This is a genomic window from Streptacidiphilus melanogenes, assembly GCF_000787835.1.
Lineage (GTDB): Bacteria > Actinomycetota > Actinomycetes > Streptomycetales > Streptomycetaceae > Streptacidiphilus > Streptacidiphilus melanogenes.
The window spans coordinates 74,272-91,928 of sequence record NZ_BBPP01000016.1; the positions used below are offsets into that span (position 1 = coordinate 74,272).

At 72.7% G+C, this 17,657-nt stretch carries 14 protein-coding genes and 1 pseudogene; 11 read left to right on the forward strand and 4 right to left on the reverse strand.

All coding sequences use genetic code 11. From position 1 onward, the window contains the following. Nucleotides 1–377 precede the first annotated feature (377 nt). From TR49_RS18995 to TR49_RS19015, 5 genes and pseudogenes are all read left to right on the forward strand, one after another. Nucleotides 378–1,664, forward strand: a complete 1,287-nt coding sequence (locus tag TR49_RS18995) for an aspartate kinase (RefSeq protein ID WP_042383111.1) — start codon at nucleotides 378–380, stop codon at nucleotides 1,662–1,664. Then, a complete protein-coding gene (locus TR49_RS19000) occupies nucleotides 1,661–2,803 on the forward strand; it encodes an aspartate-semialdehyde dehydrogenase (RefSeq protein ID WP_084725027.1) in 1,143 nt (380 codons plus the stop codon). The genes TR49_RS18995 and TR49_RS19000 overlap by 4 nt, the downstream gene beginning before the upstream one ends. Before the next feature lie 229 nt (nucleotides 2,804–3,032). Then, nucleotides 3,033–3,611 (forward strand): annotated as a pseudogene (locus tag TR49_RS19005) (SigE family RNA polymerase sigma factor); the annotation flags it as partial. 305 nt (nucleotides 3,612–3,916) lie between these two features. After that, nucleotides 3,917–5,224 carry a hypothetical protein gene (locus TR49_RS19010; protein WP_042383112.1) on the forward strand — a complete coding sequence of 436 codons (1,308 nt, stop codon included), beginning with the start codon at nucleotides 3,917–3,919 and terminating at the stop codon, nucleotides 5,222–5,224. Nucleotides 5,225–5,244: 20 nt separating this feature from the next. Continuing rightward, nucleotides 5,245–6,042: an SURF1 family protein gene (locus TR49_RS19015; RefSeq protein WP_042383113.1), complete on the forward strand. Its 798-nt coding sequence runs from the start codon at nucleotides 5,245–5,247 to the stop codon at nucleotides 6,040–6,042. A gap of 22 nt (nucleotides 6,043–6,064) precedes the next feature. Here the strand turns inward: TR49_RS19015 and TR49_RS19020 are convergent, their stop codons facing one another. The 3 genes from TR49_RS19020 to TR49_RS19030 all read right to left on the reverse strand — a co-directional run bounded on the left by TR49_RS19020 (nucleotide 6,065) and on the right by TR49_RS19030 (nucleotide 12,597). Next, nucleotides 6,065–7,933: a S9 family peptidase gene (locus tag TR49_RS19020; protein ID WP_084725046.1), complete on the reverse strand. Its 1,869-nt coding sequence runs from the start codon at nucleotides 7,931–7,933 to the stop codon at nucleotides 6,065–6,067. A 97-nt stretch (nucleotides 7,934–8,030) separates the two neighbouring features. Further along, nucleotides 8,031–11,024 carry a S53 family peptidase gene (locus TR49_RS19025; protein ID WP_042383114.1) on the reverse strand — a complete coding sequence of 998 codons (2,994 nt, stop codon included), beginning with the start codon at nucleotides 11,022–11,024 and terminating at the stop codon, nucleotides 8,031–8,033. Between the two features lie 169 nt (nucleotides 11,025–11,193). Beyond that, the gene (locus tag TR49_RS19030) at nucleotides 11,194–12,597 is read right to left on the reverse strand and encodes an MFS transporter (RefSeq protein ID WP_042383115.1); all 1,404 of its coding nucleotides are present in this window, start codon (nucleotides 12,595–12,597) and stop codon (nucleotides 11,194–11,196) included. A 306-nt stretch (nucleotides 12,598–12,903) separates the two neighbouring features. Between TR49_RS19030 and TR49_RS19035 the strand changes: the two genes are divergently transcribed. From TR49_RS19035 to TR49_RS19045, 3 genes are all read left to right on the forward strand, one after another. Then, complete coding sequence (locus TR49_RS19035; protein WP_042383116.1) at nucleotides 12,904–14,070, forward strand: hypothetical protein; 1,167 nt, start codon at nucleotides 12,904–12,906, stop codon at nucleotides 14,068–14,070. A gap of 9 nt (nucleotides 14,071–14,079) precedes the next feature. After that, the gene (locus tag TR49_RS19040; RefSeq protein WP_042369700.1) at nucleotides 14,080–14,376 is read left to right on the forward strand and encodes a type II toxin-antitoxin system VapB family antitoxin; all 297 of its coding nucleotides are present in this window, start codon (nucleotides 14,080–14,082) and stop codon (nucleotides 14,374–14,376) included. Nucleotides 14,377–14,548: 172 nt separating this feature from the next. After that, the gene (locus tag TR49_RS19045) at nucleotides 14,549–15,283 is read left to right on the forward strand and encodes a LytR C-terminal domain-containing protein (protein WP_152627349.1); all 735 of its coding nucleotides are present in this window, start codon (nucleotides 14,549–14,551) and stop codon (nucleotides 15,281–15,283) included. Nucleotides 15,284–15,360: 77 nt separating this feature from the next. Here TR49_RS19045 and upp read toward each other — a convergent pair whose 3' ends face one another. Further along, nucleotides 15,361–15,999 carry a uracil phosphoribosyltransferase gene (gene upp / locus TR49_RS19050; protein WP_042369699.1) on the reverse strand — a complete coding sequence of 213 codons (639 nt, stop codon included), beginning with the start codon at nucleotides 15,997–15,999 and terminating at the stop codon, nucleotides 15,361–15,363. A 136-nt stretch (nucleotides 16,000–16,135) separates the two neighbouring features. Here upp and TR49_RS19055 point away from each other — a divergent pair, with 136 nt between their 5' ends. The 3 genes from TR49_RS19055 to tadA all read left to right on the forward strand — a co-directional run bounded on the left by TR49_RS19055 (nucleotide 16,136) and on the right by tadA (nucleotide 17,643). Continuing rightward, nucleotides 16,136–16,366: a hypothetical protein gene (locus TR49_RS19055; protein WP_042383118.1), complete on the forward strand. Its 231-nt coding sequence runs from the start codon at nucleotides 16,136–16,138 to the stop codon at nucleotides 16,364–16,366. A gap of 255 nt (nucleotides 16,367–16,621) precedes the next feature. Next, nucleotides 16,622–17,137, forward strand: coding sequence for a tRNA adenosine deaminase-associated protein (locus TR49_RS19060; RefSeq protein WP_236653430.1), 516 nt, complete (start codon nucleotides 16,622–16,624; stop codon nucleotides 17,135–17,137). 11 nt (nucleotides 17,138–17,148) lie between these two features. Continuing rightward, the gene (gene tadA, locus TR49_RS19065) at nucleotides 17,149–17,643 is read left to right on the forward strand and encodes a tRNA adenosine(34) deaminase TadA (RefSeq protein ID WP_052434430.1); all 495 of its coding nucleotides are present in this window, start codon (nucleotides 17,149–17,151) and stop codon (nucleotides 17,641–17,643) included. The last annotated feature ends 14 nt before the right edge of the window (nucleotides 17,644–17,657 follow it).

Sequence of the window (17,657 nt, forward strand, 5' to 3'; positions counted from 1 at the left end):
GGGCCTGCGTCGACCCCGGCTGAGAGGCCGGGGTCAGCTGCGTCACGCCCGCCCGCCAGGCCACTCGGCGGCCAGGCGGCCGGACCGCCGAGGACCGGAGCCCGGAGCGCCGGAGTCAGAATGTGGTGAAGGCCACAACCCGGGGGCCCCTCCCCGCCTCGCCCGGAAATCCGGAGCCCCGCCGGGGCCCCGTCCGGCAAATCTTCCGTCCACCACCCGTCCCCGCCCGAACGCACGTTGATCGAATACTGATACACCCGTCTCGGCTCTCGGACGCCGGCCGCCGGGACAAGGCCGATCGCTAGACTGGCCAGCGACCACAGGCCTGCCGGACACCCACCTCCGAGGGCCAGGACCACCAGAGTCGAGGAGCGCACGTGGGCCTTGTCGTGCAGAAGTACGGCGGCTCATCCGTAGCGGATGCCGAAGGCATCAAGCGGGTCGCCCGACGGATCGTCGACACCAAGAAGGCCGGCCATGAGGTCGTCGTCGTGGTGTCCGCCATGGGTGACACGACGGACGAGCTCATCGATCTCGCGGAGCAGGTGTCGCCCTTCCCTGCCGGCCGCGAGCTCGACATGCTGCTGACCGCCGGAGAGCGGATCTCCATGGCCCTGCTGGCGATGGCGATCAAAAACCTCGGCCACGAGGCGCAGTCCTTCACGGGCAGCCAGGCAGGCGTGATCACCGACGCGGTCCACAACAAGGCGCGCATCATCGATGTGACGCCGGGTCGCATCCGTGCCGCGCTCGACAAGGGCAACATCGCGATCGTCGCCGGGTTCCAGGGCGTCTCGCAGGACACCAAGGACATCACCACCCTCGGTCGCGGCGGCTCGGACACCACCGCCGTCGCGCTCGCGGCCGCGCTGAAGGCCGAGGTCTGCGAGATCTACACCGACGTGGACGGCGTCTTCACCGCCGACCCGCGCGTGGTGAAGAAGGCCAAGAAGATCGACTGGATCGCCTTCGACGACATGCTGGAGCTGGCCTCGTCCGGTTCCAAGGTGCTGCTGGCCCGCTGTGTCGAGTACGCGCGGCGGTACGACATCCCGATCCACGTCCGTTCGTCCTTCTCGGGACTGACCGGCACCTGGGTCTCCAACAAGCCGCTGACCAAGCCCGAAGGGGGCGAGATCGACATGGAGCAGGCCATCATCTCCGGTGTGGCCCACGACACCTCCGAGGCGAAGGTCACGGTTGTCGGCGTCCCCGACAAGCCGGGCGAGGCCGCGCGCATCTTCCGCGCCGTGGCGGACGCCGAGATCAACATCGACATGGTGGTCCAGAACGTCTCCGCCGCGACCACCGGCCGCACCGACATCTCCTTCACCGCGCCCAAGACCGAGGGCCGCAAGGCCATCGACGCGCTGGAGAAGGTGCAGGAGTCGATCGGCTTCGAGGCGCTGCGCTACGACGACGCGGTCGGCAAGATCTCCCTGGTCGGCGCCGGCATGCGATCGCACCCGGGCGTCACCGCGACCTTCTTCGAGGCGCTGTCGGCCGCGGGCGTCAACATCGAGCTGATCTCCACCTCCGAGATCCGCATCTCCGTCGTCACCCGCTCCGAGGACGTGAACGCCGCGGTGCAGGCCGTGCACACCGCGTTCGGCCTGGACAGCGAGACGGACGAGGCCATCGTCTACGGCGGCACCGGCCGATGACCGTTCCGGGGGGCGAGCACCCCGCCAGCACCGCAGGCACCACCGGTACCTCCGGAAGCGCCAAGGGAACCAAGCCGACCCGGCCCACCCTGGCCGTCGTGGGCGCCACAGGAGCCGTGGGTCGGGTGCTGATGGAGCTGCTCGCCACCCGCGCGGACGTGTGGGGCGAGGTCCGGCTCTTCGCCGGCCCCGAGGGCATCGGCACCGAGGTGCCGGTCCTGGGCCGAGCGGAGCCCGTGCGCGCCCTGGAGCCGGGCTGCTTCGAGGGCGTCGACATCGCGCTCTTCGAGGCTCCGGAGGACGTGGTCGAGGAGTGGGCGCCGCTCGCCGTCGAGGCGGGCGCGGTCGCGGTGGACGGATCCGCCGCGTTCCGGCTGCACCCGGACGTGCCGCTGGTCGTCCCTGAGATCAACCCGTCGGCCGCACGGATGCGCCGGATCGGGATCATCGCCGCGCCGCGCTGCGCCACGCTGGTGCTGACGGTCGCACTGGCCGCGCTGCACGCCGAGTTCGGACTGAGCCGGCTGGTCGTGACCGCGGCGCTGGCCGCCTCCGGCCGCGGCCGGATCGGCGTCGACACGCTGCGCCGGCAGACCGCCGAGGTCGCGGGCGACCCGTCGGTCGGCACTCGCACCGGGGACCTGCGCCGCGCCGTGTCCGAGCAGGAGGACGACCCGTTCGAGGCGCCGCTCGCCTACAACCTGCTGCCCTGGGCCGGTGACACCGCCGAGGAGGGCTGGTCGAGCGAGGAGCTGGGCCTGCGCAACGAGACCCGCAAGATCCTCGGGCTGCCCGAGCTGCCGATCTCGGCGACCTGCCTGCGCGTGCCGGTCGTCAGCGGCCACTCACTGACCGTCCACGCGGTGTTCGAGCGTGAGCCCGACGTGCACCGGGTCCGCGAGATCCTCGACTCCTCGGCCGGTGTCGTCGTCTACGACGACCCGGACAAGGGCGAGTACCCGACGCCCGCCGACGTAGTGGGTTCCGACCCGACCTGGGTGGGCCGCGTGCGGCGCTCGCTCGACGAGCCCAACGGCCTGGAGCTGTTCCTGTGCGGGGACAACCTGCGCAAGGGAGCGGCGCTGAACTGCGTGCAGATCGCCGAGTTGGTCGCCGCCGAGGAACCCACGCAGAACTGAGCGCGCGAGGGCAAGGCACGGGCGGGAACACGGACGGTTAAGCTCTCCGGAACGGATTCGGAAGAGGTTTAGGGGGAGTTGGTGCAGACGCCGGATTCGGCTTCCGTGCCGCTGAGCGGGCCCGTACCGTAGTGCCCCTCGATACGGTGTCACGGAGGGGTCAGGTGACGTACAACCCTCGCGGCGGGTCATGCGTCCAACTGACGTGCCACCAAGCTCGGTGCTTGTCATGACAGCGCCCTTCACCGCGGCGGACGCCTCACGTCCTCATCCCCAGGCCCACGCGACCGCAGGCCAGACCGCTCAGGCGGCGCCGACGGCCACCGTGGGCGCGAGCGTCGACCAGCTCACCGAGACCTACCAGGCCCACTACTCGTCCCTGCTGCGCCTGGCCGCACTGCTGCTGGACGACACCGCCTCCTGCGAGGACGTCGTCCAGGAGGCGTTCATCCGGGTCCACTCCGCGCGCCGCCGGCTGCGCGACCCCGACAAGACCCTCGCCTACCTGCGCCAGACCGTGGTGAACCTCTCCCGCTCGACGCTGCGCCGGCGGATCCTCGGCCTGCGGCTGCTGCAGAAGCCGATGCCGGACGCGGCCAGCGCAGAGGAGGGCGCGTACGACGCGCTGGAGCGCGACGAGCTGATCGTGGCCCTGCGGGGCCTGCAACGCCGCCAGCGCGAGGTGCTGGTGCTGCGCTACTTCTCCGACATGACGGAGGCTCAGGTCGCGGACACCCTGGGCATTTCCGTAGGCTCGGTCAAGGCGTACGGCTCGCGCGGGCTGGCGGCGCTGCGGCTGACGATGGACGGCGGCACGCTGCCGTCCGAGTCCCCGGCTCCGAACGCCGGGACATCCGGTGGAACGGTTCCCGGGGCTGCCGCGTCGGAGCCACGCAGGGACGCACGGGCGCGTCGGCCGCGCATCGGCGAGCTGCGCGTCGGCGAGCCACGGATCGGCTCCGCACGGATCGATCCGAAGCGGACGGGTTCGGCCCGGATGGGCGGGCCTCGGATCGGCTCTGCACCGATCGGCGAGCCAACACGACTCGGCGAAGCACGGAGACCAACGCGGACGGACTCGCCTGGCGAGTCGCAGACAGAGGGGAGGCAGCGGTGAGCGCGGAGCGGCGCTCGCGCTACCTGCGCGTGGTGCGGCCGGGATCGGGTGCCGGTTCCGAGGCCGCCGCCGTGACGCCGCCGCTTCCCGTCGAGCCGCCGCTCACCCCGCCGCTCTGGCTGGACTCCCCGAGGTCCGCGGTGCCGGAGCCCGGCCCGCTCCCCGGGCAGGGACCCATGCCCGGGGGCGGCCTCGCAGGCGCCACCTTCACCTCCGACGGCCACGACGCGGACCCGCTCGGTGCCGCGCTGCGCGAACGCCTGCACCAGGCGGTCGGCGAGGTGCGCCCCGCGCCCGACTCGCTGAACCGCCTGCGTCGCGCGGTCCCGCAGCGGCGCACCCTGCGCCGTCGCGCCTACGGCGGCGCGGCCGTCGCCGCCTCGCTGGCCCTGTTCGGCCTGACCGCCCTGCACTCGCTCGGCCCCGAAGGCGCCACCAGCGCCGATACCGGGCCCGCGGGCCAGCTCCTGCCGGGCGCCCACCCGTCCGCCACCGGCGACGGGGTCGGCTGGACGGCCTCAGGGCCCGCCTTCCCCGGCGGCGTCGCGGGCGGATCCGCCAACGAGGCCCGCGGGCACCGGCCGGGCACGGTCCTGGTACCGCTGCCCTCCGGCGGTGTGACCAGCATCGCCGCGAGCCAGACCCACGCCACAGCCTCGGCCGCACTCGCCGCGTGCACCCGCAGCCAGCTCGGCAAGGGCGCGGCCGGCGTCGCGCCCGCCGACGCGTCGGGGATCGTCTACGGCTCCTTCGCGGTCAGCAACGTCTCGTCCACCCCGTGCAAGATCAGCAGCTCGGGCGACATCGACGTGCTCTCCCCGGTCGGCACGCAGACGTCCCGGTTCTCCGTCGTCCCGCACACCGCGGGAGACCCGGCCGTGGCCCTGCCCGCCGCCGACCCGGCGCATCCGCCGGTCGAGCTCGGCCCCGGTCAGACCTACGTGGTCGACTTCGCCTACGTGCCCGCCGCCTGCGCGAGCAACAGCTCTCTCGGTCCGACGGGCGCCCCCAGCCCGAGCTCGAGTGCGCCGGGCACCGCGTCCTCCGGAGCCACCGGCGGCACCGCCACCACCGCGGCCGACGGCTCCTCCGGCGGAGCGGCCGGCAGCCCGTCGGCCTCTCCCGGCACGCCCGGCGGTACGGGTGCGTCCGGCGGCACGAGCGACACGGCCTCCCCGGACGCCCCCAGCGTCCAGGTGGCCAGCGTCCCGGCCGCCGGAGGCAAGGCCGCGGCGACCACGACGCTCCAGGGCGCCTGCGCCGGCACCATCTACCGGACCGACCCGCTGCCCGCGCCGCATTAGTCCACGGTTACCGTGGTGGGGTGTACCGGACCCTTCTGACCCCGCGCTGGCTGGCTCTGCACCTGCTGGCGCTGGTCGCCGTACCGGTCTGCATCATGCTGGGGATGTGGCAGCTGAGCCGCTTCGAGCTGCACAGCCACGCCCAGAAGCAGCAGGCCGCGACCGCCTCCACGGACGCGGCGCCGACGGCGCTGTCGCGCCTGATCGACGGCGCGGACAAGGACGGCATCAACAACGACGACGGCCGCCGCGTCTCCTTCTCCGGTACCTATGACGCGGCGCACCAGCTGCTCGTACCGCAGCGCACCGTGGACGGCAGGAGCGGCACGCTGGTGGTCACCCCGATGCGGCTCCACGGCGGCGGCACCTACCTGGCGGTCGTCCGCGGGTGGCTGCCGGGCACTCCGTCCGCGGCTCCGGTCCCGCCGTCCGGCGAGGTCTCGGTCACCGGCCGCCTGCGGGCGGCGGAGACCCCGGACACCCCGGACGCGATCTCCTCCGGCACCCTCCCGGCCGGGCAGCTGGGCATGATCTCCCCGGTCACCATGGTCAACGCGCTGCCGTACGGCGTCTGGAACGGCTACGCCTCGCTCGACCCGGGGGCCACCGGCACGGCCGGGCTCACCGCGGTGCCCTACTCCGCGGCGTCGGTCACGGACTCCTCGGGCGGGGGCCTGAGCCTGCAGGCGATCCAGAACCTCGGCTACGTCGGGCAGTGGTTCGTCTTCGCCGGGTTCGTCGTCTTCATGTGGTTCCGCTTCGTGCGCAGGGAGATCGAGACCCAGCGCGACAAGGCGCTGGGTCTCGAGACCGCCTGACGTCGGCCTGCCCGGGCGCGGGTCAGCGCAGGTGCCGGGCGACGAAGTCCAGTTCCAGCCGCAGCTGCTTGATCCGCTCCTCGACCACCAGCGAGCCGTGTCCGGCGTCGTAGCGGTAGACCTCGTGCGCCTTGCCCAGGCCCTCCAGCCGGCCGACGTAGTTCTCGATCTGCCGGATCGGGCAGCGCGGGTCGTTGACGCCCGCGCTGATGTAGACGGGCGCGTTCAGCGCGTCCACGTACGTCAGCGGTGAGGATGCCGCGTAGCGGTCCGGGACCTCCTCAGGGGTGCCGCCGACGAGCGTGCGGTCCATCGCCTTCAGCGCCTCCATCTCGTCGTGGTAGGCCGTCACGTAGTCCGCGACCGGGACGGCGGCCAGGCCCAGCGCCCACGCGTCCGGCTGGGTGCCCAGCCCCAGCAGGGTCAGGTAGCCGCCCCAGGAGCCGCCCGCCAGCACGATGCGCTTGGGGTCGGCGAGCCCGCTGGCCACCGCCCACTCGCGCACCGCCGCGATGTCCTCCAACTCGATCAGGCCGACGCGGTGCCGCAGCGCGTCCGTCCAGGCGCGCCCATAGCCGGTCGAGCCGCGGTAGTTGACGCGGACGACTGCGAAGCCGTGGTCGACCCAGGCCGCGGGGCCGGCGGCGAAGGAGTCGGAGTCGTGCCAAGTAGGGCCGCCGTGGATCTCGAAGACGCAGGGGAGCGGGCCGTCGCCGGCGTCGGCAGGGCGCTGCACGAGGGCGTGGACGGTGCCGCCGGGGCCCTCGACCCACACGTCCTCCACGGGCACCGACGACGGCGCCTGCGGGCCGGGCGCGGACAGCACCACGCCCCCGGACGTGGACCGCACGACCGGCGGCTGCTCCGCCGAGGACCAGAGGAACTCGACCGTGCCGTCCGGGCGCGCGGACGCCCCGGAGACGGTGCCGGTCGGGGTGTCGAGCCGGATCAGCCCGCCGCTCGCGAGCTCGTAGCGGTAGAGCTCGCTGCGGGCGCGGAAGCTGTGCTCGACGAGCAGCGCGGTGGCGTCCGGGTACCACTCGGCGGTCACGTCGCCGGGCAGGTCCAGCACGATCTCGTGCTCGTCGCCCGTCACGGTGTCCCAGATCAGCGGCTCCCAGCGGCCGCGCCGCTGGTGCGCGACGAGCATCCGGGTGTCGCCGGGCAGCGGCGCGAAGCCGAGGCAGGAGAGGCCCAGCGGCTCCTCGCGCCCGGTCGCGTCGTCGAGTTCGGCGACGGATACGACGACGTCACCGTCGACCCGCAGCACGCGCAGGGCGCTGTGCATGGCGTCGCCGTGCTCGGTGTGGTCGACGGCGATCAGGGCGCCGTCGTGCGAGAGGTCGCCGACGCCCGCGGACTCGCGGTGGCGGTAGATCTCCAGCGGCTCGGCGGAACCGGGCCGGATCAGGTGCAGCGTGGAGCCGTCCTCGTCGGTGGAGCGGCCGACGACCGCCTCCCCTCGGCGGCCGAGCGCGAGCCCGGCGGGGTAGGAGGGCGCGAGGCCCGGGACGGCCTCCGGGTCGGGCGCATCCGCGGCGATGTCGGCGGGCTGCGCGAAGGGCTGACGGCGCCACACGCCGAACTCGTCGCCGTCGGTGTCGTCGAACCACCAGATCCACTCGCCGTCGGGGGTGAGCGTCCCCTCCGTGGTGCCGTTGGGCCGGTCGGTGACCCGGCGCTGTGTACCGTCCGCGCGGTCCCAGGCGTAGATCTCGTAGGTGCCGGTCGCGTTGGAGACGAACAGGGACCGGTCCGGCGCGTCGTCGGCCCACTCGGGCAGGCTCACCCGGGCGGCCCGGAAGCGCCGCTCCCAGGCCGGAAGGGCGTCGAAGACCTCGGTGAGGTCGATGGTGTGCCGCGTCTCGCTGCGCTCACTGCTGCTGCTCATGGTGACCATCTTCGTCCTTCGCGCAAGAAGCCCCGAGGACGGGATGGTCCTCGGGGCCTCTCGATGCGGGCTGAAGGGGTCAGCGCCTACGCGGCACTCACTTGTAGTAGCCCTGCAGGTCGACCTGGAGCCGGGTGCCGGTGCTGCTGTAGACGCTCAACTGGCCGCCGCTGCTGAGCGGGACGAGCACCTCGTTGGAGGTGGTCTGGCCGGTCAGCCAGTACCAGTCCGCGTAGGAGGCGTGGCCGCCGCCGGTCGCGTAGGCCAGGCCGGAGCCCGAGCCGCCGGCGGTGGCGGAGGTGAGCGAGACCAGCGCGTACTTGGCGCCGGTCGGGACGCCCGCCTTGCCCACCACGGTGACCGCGGTGTTGCTGCCGGCCGCGACCTGGCTGTTGAACAGTCGGGTCGAGGTGACCGGCGTGAACTGGGTGGCCGCGCCGGTGCTGTAGTAGCCCTGCACGTCGGCGACGACGTGGCTGGTGCCGGTGACGTAGACGCTGACCGTGCCGCTCGACGAGACGGGGACGACGGCCTGGTTGGCGACGTACGGGCCGCCGCTCATCCACGAGAGGTTGGTGGTGCCGGGACGGGTGGCGCCGCCCGCGTAGGCGGTGAAGTAGCCCGAGCCGGTGGAGTTGACCGAGCCGAGGTTCAGCACGACCGCCGAGACGCCCGTGCTGGGCACCCCGCCGCGGCCGGTGACCTGGAAGGTCACGGCCTTGTTGGTGAGGATCGAGGTGGTGCTGACGCCCACCGCGTGCCGGGTGTCCAGCAGGCGGGTCGGCGAGGCGACGGTGGTGAGCTTCGCGCCGCCCGTGGCGTTGCTGTAGTAGCCCATGACGTCGGCGGTCATGTGGATCGTCGCGTTGGAGTACAGGTCGATCACACCGTCGGCGGGCACGGGCACCGTGACCTGGACGCTGATCCGGCGGTTGGCGCCGGGCCAGGAGAGCTGCGGCGTCGCGGGCTTGGCGGCGCGGTCCGGGTAGACGGTCAGCTGACCGGCGCCGCCCACGGAGGCGACGGTGACGTCCAGCACCACGGAGGTGACGCCGGTGCTCGGCACGCCGTGCTGACCGGTGATCCTGACCGGCTCGGTGCCGTAGGCCGGCAGCGGACGGGTGGTCACGGCGCCGCTGACGCCCTGGCCGTAGCCGGTGTAGGTGTTGAGGAACCGGGTCGGCGCCGACAGCGCGTGGTAGGTGCCGGGGCCGGTCGCCGCGGTGCCCTTGGCGCCGCAGAGCGAGGAGACCAGGCCGCCCAGCTTCGGCGTGCCGAGGCCGGAGGCGAGGTCGTAGTTGGCGGCGGCGGCGTAGCTGGTCTGGCCGAGGTTGCGCATGCCGTTGTCGCCGGTGCGGATGTCGTAGTACCCGCCCGCGTAGCCCGAGCGGGCCGCGTCGTACAGTGCCGGGTTGAGGTAGCCCACCGGACCGTTGGTCTGGCAGCCGGCGCTGGAGTTGGCCTGGGCGACCAGCGCGGCCCAGGTCGGCGCGGCGCCGCTGGTGCCGCCGATGATCGACCAGGTCGGGTTGGCCGTGCTGCCGAAGATCAGCAGGTAGCCGGTGCGCGGGTCGGCGACCGCGGAGACGTCCGGGACGCTGCGGGTGCCCTGGCCGGTGACGCCGCCCTGGAAGGCGGGCGCCGGCCACTTGCCGGAGACGCCGCCGCCGCCGGCGGCGACGATGCCGGAGCCGTCGGTGGTGTTGTTCCACACCTTCTGGGCCAGCGTGCCGCCGGAGCCGGTCATGGTGGTGCCGCCGACGCCGGTGACGTACGGCTGGCTTGCCGGGTCGTCGACGCCGAGGGTCTTGGTGGCGCCGTCGGCGCCGAAGCAGTCCGAGGAGCCCGAGTCGCCGGCCGCGGCCACGACGGTCTGCCCCTGGGCGGCCGCCTCGGCGAAGATGTTGGCCTCGGCGTTGCGCTGGGCGTCCGTGGTGTAGCCCTCGCACAGGCCCCAGCTGGACGACAGGACCTGGGCCTTGTCGTCGGTCACCATCTGCTGGTAGACGTCGAGTTCGTTCTGCAGCGAGGGGCTGTTGTTGCTGTCCTGGCCCTCGTAGTCGATGACCCCGGCGGCACCGGGCGCCAGACCGATGATGTCCTCGATGTCGAGCGCCGACTCCACACCGATGTGGGTGTTGTCCGGCGCCGAGTTACCCGCGGCGTTGCCGACCGGGACGATCGAGAAGGGCACCTTGGTGCCCATGCAGCTCTGGTAGGTGGCGATGCTGGCGGTGTCGACGGACTCCAGCTCGTAGACCGCGATGGTCTGGCCCTGGCCGGCGGTGGCGGAGGTGCTCAGACCGTACGCGGAGGCCAGCTGGGCCGGGCTGTAGTAGTTCCGGGTGTCGACCATGTTGTTGGCCGCGAGACTCGAGTCGATGCTCGGGCAGCTCGCCGTGCCGGTCGTGCGCGCGGTCGCGAGGCGGGGCTCGGCGGTGCGGCCGACGATCGGCTTGGCCTTGCCGTGCTTGCCGCTGGACCGGACGTGCGAGTCGACCGGGGCGAGGTCGGCCAGACCGGTCACACCGGAGATCACCGACGCCACGTCCGCCGGGAGCGACGGCGCCTGGGTGTTGGCGACGGTGGTGCGCCCGTCGGCCAGTTTGACCGAGTTGATGGTGGTTGCGAACGCCTTCGACGCCTGCGCCACGGTCGCGCTCACCGGGATGGTCAGCCCGTCAGCGGAGACGTGACCGGGCGTGAGCCCCTGGGCGCGCAGGGCGGCGGTGACCTTGTCGATCGTCGCCTTGGTGGGCCCGAACTCCCCGGCGAACTGACCCTTGGCCAGGTAGTGGTGGTAGAGCGGGCTGCCGGGCGTGGTCACGGCGTTGATGAAGGCGCTGAGCGCCTGCGGGTCGCGGGGCTGCAGGTTGACACCCAGGTGCAGCTGCTGCGCGGCGGGAGCGCCTCCGGTGGTGTGCGCGCTCGCGGGCAGATGCGGTGCGGCGCCCACACGCTGCGGGGACGACCCCGCATCGGTGCTTGGGCCGCTGTCCGACGCGGACGCGTAGGCGAGGCTGCCGGTGACGCACAGAGCCGCGGCCAAGCCTGCGGATATGAGCCCGACCCGTCCGGCCTTGTTGGCCATGCTGGATCTCCTAAGACATGGTGACGCCGCGTCAACCAGTGGAATGGGACGCGGCGGCATACCGGAGCGCGGAGGCGGTCCGGTGACTCCCCCAACAGTGAAATAGAAAGTCTTTCTATCAGCTTCGATCACTGCGCAAAACAGGGGGTGCCCAGGAAGCAGGAGAACGTTATGACAACGAAGCTCCACGAACAGGAAGCATCAGCAAGGCGCAGGCCAGCAGCCCTGCGACTGCGGCACGTTCGCCCGATATGCCCGGTCCGAGCTGGAGAAACAGCGTCACCGCGGCGACGCCGAGGGCGGTACCGAGACCGCGCCCCATATTGACCATCCCGCCGCCGGTTCCGGCCGATTCGGCCGGGAACGCGCGCATGACCATCGTGTTGTTGGCCGGGGTGAACACCCCCAGACCACACCCCAGCAGGCCGAGAACGAGCGGCAGTGCCGTCGTGTCGAGGGGGAGCACCAGCATCAGCGCGAGCGCGAGCAGGCAGAGCAGCGAGCCGGCCCGGGCCCGCGCCCGGTCCGTGAGGGAGGCCGGCAGCAGCCGGTCCGCGGTCGTCGCGGCGAGCGCGAAGCCGAGCGGCAGCGCCGTCAGCACCAGGCCCGCCGTCACCAGGCCGACGCCCTGGCGGGCCAGCACCACCGGCACCAGCACCAGCGGCCCGAACAGCACCAGGTAGCCGCTCATGCCCGCGAGCAGTCCCCGCCCGTGCGAGCGCAGCAGCAGCGGATCAACCAGGGGTTGCGGCGTCTCGGCCTGACGTCGCATCAACGCCCACCCGGCCGCGACGGATGCGACGCCCAGGGCCGCCGCCGTCCACAGCGGCCAGCCGAGACCGGAGACGACCGAGACCGCGAGCAGCAGCCCCGTCGCGGCCGTCGCCAGCAGCGCCACGCCGAGCCCGTCCACGCGGGCGCCGGCACAGCGGCGGTGCGTGCGCGGCAGCAGGTAGTGCCCGGCGACGAGCGAGAGCACGCCGACCGGGACGTTGACCAGGAAGACCCAGCGCCACCCCAGCGTCGCGACGATCGCCCCGCCGACGGTCGGGCCGAGCGCCAGACCGAGGGCCTGCCCGGCGGCCTGCATCCCGAGCGCGGTCCGCATCCGCCCCGGCGGCGCCGAGGTCGTCACCAGCGCGACGCTGTTCGCCTGCATCAGGGCCGCGCCGAGCGCCTGCACCACGCGGAACACCACCAGCACCGCGAGTCCGGGCGCGAGCCCGCAGGCCGCGGAGGCCACGGTGAAGACACCGAAGCCGTAGAGGTACATCAGCTTGCGACCGTGCGCGTCGGAGAAGCGGCCGACCGGCACGAGCAGCGCGACCAGCGTCAGCAGGTAGGCGAGCGAGACCCACTCGACGGCGGCCGGGGAGGCGTGGAAGCCCCTGCCGAGCGCCTGGTAGGTGAGGGTCACGATGCTGGCGTCGAGCTGACCCATGAACGCCCCGAAGCACACCGTCGCCACGGCGAGCCGCCACGCCCAGCTGCGCCTGCGGATGACGTCGGGCCGCGGGCGCTCCTTGGTGAGGAGATCCCACCCGCGGGGTATCGGGGCGTCGCTGAGGGTCACACCTCGACTTTACCTCTGTCACCGACATAATCGGAAGAGGAGCACCTCTCACTCCGATGAGGGTGGGGGCGAGGCCGGGCAGGACGCGGTAGCGAAGCTGTGACCGGCCGATCACGGAACCCATAGGCGGGCGGGGGAGTCTGGTTGCATGGAGCCCAGCACCCGGACCCACGCCCTGACCGCCGCCGCGGTGATCCTCACCGCGGGCTTCACACTCGCCACCACCTGCCTGCCGAGCTCGGCGCACGCGGCCGAGCCCGCGGGAAGGTCTAGACCAGCGGCTGCGCAGTCGCTAGCCTCGGGGCCGTGGAGTCCTCCGTCCTCGCCTTCGCCGTCGACCTCCTGGACGAGGGCGCAGACCCCTTCTTCGGGAACCTGAGCGACCGCGCCTGCGTCGGTGGCGTGACGCTCGCGTCCGTCTACCACGCGGCGCGGGACGTGTTCCCGCACAACCCGCGACGGGTGGTCCGCTACCTCGAACCCGGGGCCGCCTACTTCCGGCCGGACCCGGCCGCCTGGCGCGGGCTGCGACTGCGCCCGCGCGCCTCCGCCGCGATCGGCGACACCGACCCCTTCGCGCTCGCCTCGGCGGAGGCCGCGCGCCGCGGCATGAAGCTGCACGCCTGGACCGTCTTCCTGCACAACGACCGGCTCGGCTTCGAGCACCCGCAGTGCGCGCCGGAGAACGCCTTCGGCGACCGCCACCTGACCGAGCTCTGCCCGGCCGACCCGGAGGTGCGGGAGTACGTGCGGACCCTCGTCGGCGAACACGCCCGTTACGGGGTGGACGCGATCCGCGCGGAATCCCTGCACTTCCACGGCCTGCGCCACGGCTACCACCACGAACGCTACTTCGAACGGCTCGGCCCGATCGCCGAAGCCCTGCTCGGCCTCTGCTTCTGCGCCCACTGCCGCGCCGCCGCCCGCGCGGTCGGCGTCCCGGCCGACGAGGTGCGCGCGCAGGTCCGGCGGGAGATCCGCGCGTGCCTCGACGACGAGAGCGCCTCCCCCACCCCGCTCGCCGAGATCGCGGACGGCGCGCTGGCCGCGTACGTCGACGCGTCCGCCGCGACCGTCACCTCGCTCGCCGCCGAGGCCGCGGAGGTCGCCGAGGCGGGCGGCATGCGGCTGACCTTCATGGACGGCGGCGGACCGGGAAGCGGCTGGCTCGCCGGCATCGACCTGCCGGTCCTCGCCGGGACGGTCCACGGGATCGAGACGCTCGGCTACGCGCCGACCGCGGCTCAGGTGCGCGAGAAGGTGGCCGCGTTCGCGCTCCACGGGGTGCGGCCGTCCTCCCTCGCGGTGATCCTGCGCCCGATGGCCGAGGACTGCGACAGCGCCGAGAACCTCGCAACGAAGATCGACATCCTGCGCGAGCTGGGTGTTCCCGAAGTGGAGTTCTACCACTACGGCCTGATGCGGCTGTCCTCACTCGACCGGATCGGCGCGGCGCTCAGCCATTCACGGTAGGCTCTCCGTGTGATCTTCAAGCGCATCGGAAACGGGCGGCCGTATCCCGACCACGGCCGGGTCAGCACCCGTGAGTGGGCGGACGTCGCTCCGCGCCCGGTCCGCCTCGATCAGCTCGTGACGACGAAGGGCCAGCTCGACCTGGAGACCCTGCTCGCCGAGGACTCGACCTTCTACGGGGACCTCTTCGCCCACGTGGTGAAGTGGCAGGGCGACCTCTACCTCGAGGACGGGCTGCACCGCGCGGTCCGCGCGGCGCTCCAGCAGCGCCAGGTGCTGCACGCCCGCGTGCTCGAACTGGACTGAACGGGTTCACTGATCATCCGTTAGTACTCCTGGACGGGCGCGCGGCTGGTCGTCGGGGCTACTGTGAGCAACGACACCCGAACCACGGCCGACCTTCGGCGCGGTACGACTTCGTACTGCCTGCGCACTGGTAACGGCCGCCCAGCGCACAAGGGGGCAACCCGCGGTGAGCATGCTGACTCCCCCCGGCCTCAAGGGAAAGCAGTACCGCATCAGCGGCAAGGCGTACCCCCGCCTCGCCCGCCCGGGCCAGAAACGACGTCGGGTGTTCCAGGTGATCGGGGCCGTCGTCGCACTGGCCCTGATCGGCTGGGGCACGGTCCAGCTGGTGACCGTCTTCGGCTCGAAGAAGAAGCCGACCGCCGCCGCGGACGGTCACTGCGTCCGCCCGGCCACGGCCAGGGCCGCCGGTGACGCGGCGAAGCCCTCCGCGAGCCCGGACGCCTCGGCGTCCGCGTCCGGCCCGGCGGCGTCCGGCTCGGCCTCGGCCGGCGCCTCGGCATCCGCCGCGCCGAGCCTGATGGCCCTGCCGGCCGGCGTGCCGCAGCCGTCCACCTTCACGGTGAACGTCTACAACGCCACCAACCACGCCGGGCTCGCCGGCCAGACGGCCAAGCTGCTCGCCCAGCGCGGCTTCAAGATCGGCAAGGTCGCCAACGCCCCGGCCCCGCTGGAGGGCAAGGTGACCGGCACGGCCCAGGTCATGGGCGCGAACGCGAGCAAGGCCGCGATGCAGCTCGTCGGCTCCGAGGTCTCGGGCGCGAGCACGGCCATGGACACCCGCACCGACGGCACCGTCGACCTGGTGATCGGCAACGGCTTCACCGCGCTGCAGAGCCCGGCCCAGGCCGCGCAGGCGCTGACCCTCGCCGTCAACCCCTCCCCCACGGCCGGCGCCCGCTGCTGAGCCGCGCCTGACACGGACCGGGGACCCCGAGCTCAGGCTCGGGGTCCCCGGTCTTTCGGTCTGCGCGCGCCCCCGGTTCAGTCCCCGGCGGTGCCGTAGAGGCGGTCGCCCGCGTCACCGAGGCCGGGGACGATGTAGCCGTGCTCGTTGAGGTGGTCGTCCACCGCGGCGGTGACGATCGTGACCGGCATCCCGGCCAGCTCCTTCTCCAGCACCGCGACACCCTCCGGCGCGGCCAGCAGGCAGATCGCGGTGACGTCGGTCGCGCCGCGCTCGATCAGCAGGCGGATCGCCGCGACCAGGGTGCCGCCGGTGGCGAGCATGGGGTCCAGCACGTACACCTGACGGCCCGAGAGGTCGTCCGGCATCCGGGTGGCGTAGGTGGAGGCCTCGAGGGTCTGCTCGTTGCGGACCATGCCGAGGAAGCCCACCTCGGCGGTCGGCAGCAGCCGGGTCATGCCGTCGAGCATGCCGAGGCCGGCGCGCAGGATCGGCACCACCAGCGGGCGCGGGTAGCTGAGCTTGACGCCCGTGGTGACCGCGACCGGGGTGGTGATCTCCACCTGCTCGGTCCGCACGTCCCGGGTGGCCTCGTAGGCCAGGAGCGTCACCAGCTCGTCCGTCAGGCGACGGAAGGTGGGGGAGTCGGTGCGCTCGTCACGCAGGGTGGTCAGCTTGTGGGCGACCAGGGGGTGGTCCAGGACATGAATCCGCATGGGACGACATTAACCGAGCGAAACCGGTCCATCCCCCAAGCTCGCAGCACCCCGTCCGTGCACCGCACTGGTGGCCTGGGCAGGAGGGAGAGAGAGTTGGGGGAACGGACAAGCGACCCGCAGGGGTGACCGCCGAATGCCGAAGTCGAAGCGGACCGCGAAGCGCGCGGCCGACGAACGAGTGGAGCCTCCTGTGGAGGGCTCCGCCGACGGGCCCGCCGAGGATCCCGCCGAGCGTCGCCGCCGCCGCGCCGTCTTCCTGCGCGAGCTCGCAGAGGCCCGGGCGCTGCGAGAACGGGTCCAGCCGCGGCGCACCAAGGCGATGCGGCTGCGCCAGGCCGCCCGGATGCGCACGTTCCGCTTCTGATCGGACACGGATCGGTCAAGGATCCGTCGCCCAGCCGTCTTCTGGCGGTGGATCTCGCCAACTCCTCGACACGACCTGGGAAGACGCGCGGCGGAACACTCCCCGGAGTGCACCGCTTTCTGTCACGATGCCGATGGGGAGTCCGTACGTGGAGACCCTGGACCGCACCGACCGGTCCTAACGGCCGAAGACCTGGGAGAGTCGCTGGTGGCGTACTTCGCTGCATTGCTCGCTCGCACCGAGGACGGGTGGGACGTGAGCGAGACCGATCTCGACGACGTCGAAACCCTCGCCGACCTGGCCGACCTGGCGCGCGAGGCCGCAGAGGACGAGGAGACCGTCCTCGTCTTCATCGAACAGGAGGACGCCTGGTTCGCCGTCGTCCGCGTGGACGGGGAGGACGACCCCCGGGTCTTCGTCTCCGACGCGGCCGCGGCCTCCCGCAGCTCCTACGGCGAGCTGGTGCTCACCGACGAGCTGCTGGGCCGCGAGAGCGAGGACGAGCTGGGTGATCTCGATCACCTCGTGACCGAACTGGACGACGAGGAGGACACGGACTCCGCCGAGGAGGACGACGACGAGGACGGCTCGGACGACGGCGCCCAGGGCATCCCGTCCGGTCCGCTGGGCGACGCCGGGCTGCTGATCGAGTTCGGCTTCGGCGCCAAGGAGCTGATGGACCTGGCCGCGGAGGGCTCCGTCCCCGGCGACGCGCTGAGCGAGATCGCGGAGGCGCTGGGCTGCGGCGAGGTCCTGGAGGCCGTTCGGTAAGACTGGTCCCCATGACCCGTCTGCCCGCCCCGGTCCGCCTCGACCCCGTCCGCACCCGCTGGGAGCCGGCGATGCGCCTCGCCCTCGCCGAGGCCGCGCTGGCCCCGGCGACGGGCGACGTCCCCGTCGGCGCACTGGTCCTCGCCCCGGACGGCACGATCATCGGCCGGGGCCACAACGAACGCGAGGCCGTCGGCGACCCGACGGCCCACGCGGAGGTCCTCGCCATCCGCGCGGCGGCTCGCGTCGTCGGCGAGTGGCGTCTGTCGGGGTGCACGCTCGTCGTCACCCTGGAGCCCTGCACGATGTGCGCGGGCGCGATCGTCCTCTCCCGCCTCGACCGCGTCGTCTACGGCGCCCTCGACCCCAAGGCCGGCGCCGCCGGCTCCCTCTGGGACACGATCCGCGACCGCCGCCTCAACCACCGCCCGGAGGTCGTCTCCGAGGTCCTCGCCGCCGACTGCACGACCCAGCTCCAGGCGTTCTTCGACACCCACCGAGAGTGACGGCGCCCACCCCG

What these genes read in the sequence shown, in the direction of transcription:
- TR49_RS19020 (WP_084725046.1), bottom strand. Translation starts at nt 7,933, where the DNA reads ATGAGCAGCAGCAGTGAGCGCAGCGAGACGCGGCACACCATCGACCTC.
- TR49_RS19025 (WP_042383114.1), bottom strand. Translation starts at nt 11,024, where the DNA reads ATGGCCAACAAGGCCGGACGGGTCGGGCTCATATCCGCAGGCTTGGCC.
- TR49_RS19000 (WP_084725027.1), top strand. Translation starts at nt 1,661, where the DNA reads ATGACCGTTCCGGGGGGCGAGCACCCCGCCAGCACCGCAGGCACCACC.
- TR49_RS19045 (WP_152627349.1), top strand. Translation starts at nt 14,549, where the DNA reads ATGCTGACTCCCCCCGGCCTCAAGGGAAAGCAGTACCGCATCAGCGGC.
- tadA (WP_052434430.1), top strand. Translation starts at nt 17,149, where the DNA reads ATGACCCGTCTGCCCGCCCCGGTCCGCCTCGACCCCGTCCGCACCCGC.
- TR49_RS19055 (WP_042383118.1), top strand. Translation starts at nt 16,136, where the DNA reads ATGCCGAAGTCGAAGCGGACCGCGAAGCGCGCGGCCGACGAACGAGTG.
- upp (WP_042369699.1), bottom strand. Translation starts at nt 15,999, where the DNA reads ATGCGGATTCATGTCCTGGACCACCCCCTGGTCGCCCACAAGCTGACC.